Origin of the sequence: Elioraea rosea (genome assembly GCF_007644105.1) — a bacterium.
Taxonomy (GTDB): Bacteria; Pseudomonadota; Alphaproteobacteria; order Acetobacterales; family Acetobacteraceae; genus Elioraea_A; species Elioraea_A rosea.
Genome location: NZ_VFAC01000080.1, coordinates 1 through 3,641 on the forward strand (window position 1 = coordinate 1; position 3,641 = coordinate 3,641).

The window sequence follows — 3,641 nt, forward strand, 5'->3', positions numbered from 1 at the left end:
CTCACAGGGCCGGGCTGGCGCGGCGGCTGGCCGCTGCGCGGCGTGGCGGCGGCGAGGGCGGCGGCCGCGAGGCCTGCCGCGAGGAGTGCGATGCAGATGATGCGCATGGGCCGGATCTCCTCTTCCGGAGTCGGACCATGATGACCCTGTAACGGTCAGGATGCGGTGCGCCGGGGCACGCCCCGGCGGCTACCGCTACAGGTCGACCTCGGCGCGGGCGAGGTCGCGCAGCGCGTCGGCGCGGGTCAGCACGAGCGCACCGCGGCTCATCGACAGGAGGCCCTCGCGGCGCATCGCCGCGATCTCGCGCGACACCGCCTCCCTGCGCGAGCCGATCCGTGCGGCAAGCACGTGCTGCGGCGGCGGCGGCGATACGGCGAAGCCGTCGCCACCCTGGCGCGGCTTGGCCATGCGCAGGAGCTCGGAGGCGACGCGCTGGCGCACCGTCATCGAGCTCTGCTCGACGAGGCGGGTGGAAAGCTCGCGCACCCGCGCCGTCAGGAGCTTTAGGAGCCGCAGGGCGACCTCGGGTGCGGCCGAGACGAGAGCGAGGAAGGCGGCGTTCGGCAGGGCGAGCACCCGTGTTGTCACGAGCGCCGTGGCGGAGGCCGAGCGGGGCGCGCCGTCGATCGCGGCGATCTCGCCGATCACGCCGCCCGCCTCGATGTCGCGATAGACGAACTCCCTCCCGCCCGGCGTGCGCGCAATGATCCGCACCGCGCCGGAGACGATGAACAGCACCTCAGAAGCCGGCTCGTCGAAGTCGAACACCGTCACGCCCGGCTCGAAGCTGCGCGCATGCGCGGCGGCGGCGGCGCGGGCGAGCGCATCGGCCGGCGCGCCGGCGAGCATCGCGAAGCCTGCAAGGGCGGTGGCGTTCATGGGCGTTCTGCCTTCACGTTACGGTTTCGAGCTCGTCCTCCGTCAGGTTGCCGGGAACGATCACGAGCGGCGTGCGCAGAAGGCGATTGTAGCGGCCGGTGAGCGCGCTGATCAGCGGCCCAGGCCCTTCGGCCGCGCCGGAGGAGGCGAGCACGAGAACGGAGATGCCGGGCTCCTCGCCGAGCAGGGCGAGGAGCTGTTCGCGCGCATCGCCCTCGCGCACGTAGACGACGGGCATCTGCCCGGTGATCCGGTTCACCTCCGCCGAGAGCCCCTGCAGGAGCTGTTCCGCCTCGGCGCGGCGTTCCTCGCGCATCATCTCGGCGATGTTGGCCCATTCGGCCTGGCCGACCGGCTCGGTCACGCGCAGGAGCGCCACGCGGCCGCCGCCGCGAAGGGCTCGAAGCGCGGCATAGCGCAGCGCGACGGCACGTTCGGCGCTGTCATCGACCACCACGAGGAACGTTCTGGCACGGCGGGCCGCGGCGTGGGCCGGGTCGGGCGAGGGGGTGTCGGTGCTCATGCCCCCGAGATTAGCGCGGGATCAGCGCCTGAACAGCACGGAGCCGAGCCAGCCCGCGAAGGCGGCCAGGAAGACGGCCGCCACGCCATAGGCGAGCGGCTCCTCGCGGGCGATGTGCCAGATCTCGGCGGAGGTTCCGGCGCGCACGACGGTCAACGGCAGGTCGCGTGCCGCCATCACCCTGCCGTCGCGCACGAGCAGGATCTCGACGCGGTAGAGGCCCGGGATCACAGCCGGGGGCAGGAACAGACGGGCGTGGAACAGCCTGTCTGCCGCGATCTGCACGCCCTCTGCGTCCTCTTCGTAGAGGCGTTGGTCCTGCTTCAGCTCGAGCAGCGCCTGGCGGAAGGTCGGGTCCTCGATGCGCCCGCGGGGGGAAAGCGGCAGCGAGGCGAGCCCGATGCGAAGCCGACGCCGTTCCTCGACAGGCAGGATGGCCTCGACCGGGCGCGTCGAGGCGACGGCATAGAAGCTCGGCGCTGCGTCGAATCGTTCCGAGGGGCCGTTGAGCCAGATGCCCGCGACCCGAACCTTGCGCCGGACGACGACCGGCGCGTTCGGGCCACGCAGGGTCACGATCACGTCGCCGCCCGGGCCAGCCGCCTCGCCTGCCGAGGTGCCGAACACCAGGAGCTCGGCGCCCGAGAAGCCGGTGGTGACGGCCACCTCGCGCTGCGACAGCTCCGCCACCAGGAGCTGCGCGGTCGCCGGCCGCGTCCACGGCAGCAGGGTCAGCACGAGCAGGGCAGCGATCGCGGCGCGCCTCATAGCGCCGGCCCCAGCGTGTAGAGCTGCTCCGGCCGGCGCAGCAGCCCCCAGGCGAGCTCGACCGCGACCGCGAGCACGAGAAGCCCGAGCAGCCCGCGCGTCTCCTCGCCCCGCAGCCGGGACCCGAGCGCGGCGCCGAACTGCGCGCCGGCGACCGCGCCTGCCATCAGCAGCAGCGCGAGGATGATGTCGACGCTCTGCGTGCTCACCGCCTGCATCACCGTCACCGCGGCGGTGACGAACACCACCTGGAACAGGCTCGTTCCGATGACGACCCCGGTGGGGATGCCGAGAAGGTAGATCATTGCCGGCACGAGGACGAAGCCGCCGCCCACGCCCATGACGGCCGAGAGAAGGCCGATGCCGAAGCCGATCAGCAATGGCGGGATGACGGAGATGTAGAGGCGCGACTGACGGAAGCGCGTCTTCAGCGGCAGCCCGTGCATCCAGAAATGCTCGTGCAGCCGCCGCCGCACCTGCTTTCGCCGCCGCAGCACCGCGCGTGCGCTCTCGGCCACCATCAGCCCGCCGACGATGCCGAGCACGACGACATAGAACACCGCCACAACGAGATCGACCTGGCCGATCTGCCGGATGAGGCGGAAGAGCTGCACGCCGATGGCCGAGCCGACGAGGCCGCCTGCCGTCAGCACAGAGCCCATCTTGATGTCGACGTTGCCGCGCCGCCAATGCGCGATCAGCCCCGAGACGGAGGCGCCCATCGTCTGGTTCGCGGATGTTGCGACGGCGACGGCGGAGGGAACGCCGATGAACATCAGGAGCGGCGTCATCAGGAAGCCGCCGCCCACCCCGAACAGCCCCGACAGCAGCCCGACGACGAGCCCGATGCCGACGACGAGAAGCGCGTCGACCGACATTTCCGCAATGGGGAGATAGACCAGCATCGATCAGGCAACACCTGGGAAGGGCGGAAATGCGAGGCTTGCGCCGATACCGCGATGGAACAAGGAAAAAGGGGCGGTGGAGAGGCGGCGTTTGCTGCAAGGCAGCCGAGCGCGGCAGAAGCGCCACGCGTGGCGATGGTCAGGGCGGGGGCGGGACCGGCCCGCCGCCGAGCCCGCCGAAAAGAAGAAGCAGCACCACCACGCCAAGCAGGATCGTGATGAGGCCGAGGCTGCGGGCACCGTAGTATTCCCGCCGGTACCCCCAGAACCCGCCGCCGCCGAGCACCACGAGGATGAGCAGGACGACGAGCAGCGTCATGGTCATTGGCCTACTCCGCCATGTCGGGGCCTTGCGCGGCATGCGCCGGCCCGCCCAGCCGCAACGGGCCCGGTGCCGGCGCGGTTTCGCGGGGACAGGACACGGCCACCGACGAGACAGGGAGACACGCATGACCAATCCCACGCCCGGACGCCGCGCCGCCCTCGCCACGGCGCTTGCCGTCGCATCGCTGCCGCTGGCGCACGCCGCCGCCGCCGCACCCGCACCGGCCGGCACGCGGGCG

5 protein-coding genes are annotated in these 3,641 nt (G+C 71.8%); all 5 read right to left on the minus strand.

What is annotated here, in order from left to right:
• Positions 1-195: 195 nt before the first annotated feature.
• The 5 genes from FIF60_RS21280 to FIF60_RS21300 all read right to left on the minus strand — a co-directional run bounded on the left by FIF60_RS21280 (position 196) and on the right by FIF60_RS21300 (position 3,403).
• Positions 196-882: a Crp/Fnr family transcriptional regulator gene (locus tag FIF60_RS21280; protein ID WP_144300294.1), complete on the minus strand. Its 687-nt coding sequence runs from the start codon at positions 880-882 to the stop codon at positions 196-198.
• 13 nt (positions 883-895) lie between these two features.
• Positions 896-1,405, minus strand: a complete 510-nt coding sequence (locus tag FIF60_RS21285; protein ID WP_144300295.1) for a universal stress protein — start codon at positions 1,403-1,405, stop codon at positions 896-898.
• Between the two features lie 21 nt (positions 1,406-1,426).
• Entirely contained in the window at positions 1,427-2,173 is a 747-nt protein-coding gene (locus tag FIF60_RS21290) for a TIGR02186 family protein (RefSeq protein ID WP_144300296.1), read from the minus strand.
• Positions 2,170-3,078 (minus strand): sulfite exporter TauE/SafE family protein, encoded by a 909-nt coding sequence (locus FIF60_RS21295; RefSeq protein WP_144300297.1) that lies wholly within the window; start codon positions 3,076-3,078, stop codon positions 2,170-2,172. Before FIF60_RS21295 ends, FIF60_RS21290 begins: the two co-directional genes overlap by 4 nt.
• Before the next feature lie 139 nt (positions 3,079-3,217).
• Positions 3,218-3,403: a DUF3309 family protein gene (locus FIF60_RS21300; protein ID WP_239451752.1), complete on the minus strand. Its 186-nt coding sequence runs from the start codon at positions 3,401-3,403 to the stop codon at positions 3,218-3,220.
• Positions 3,404-3,641 lie beyond the last annotated feature (238 nt).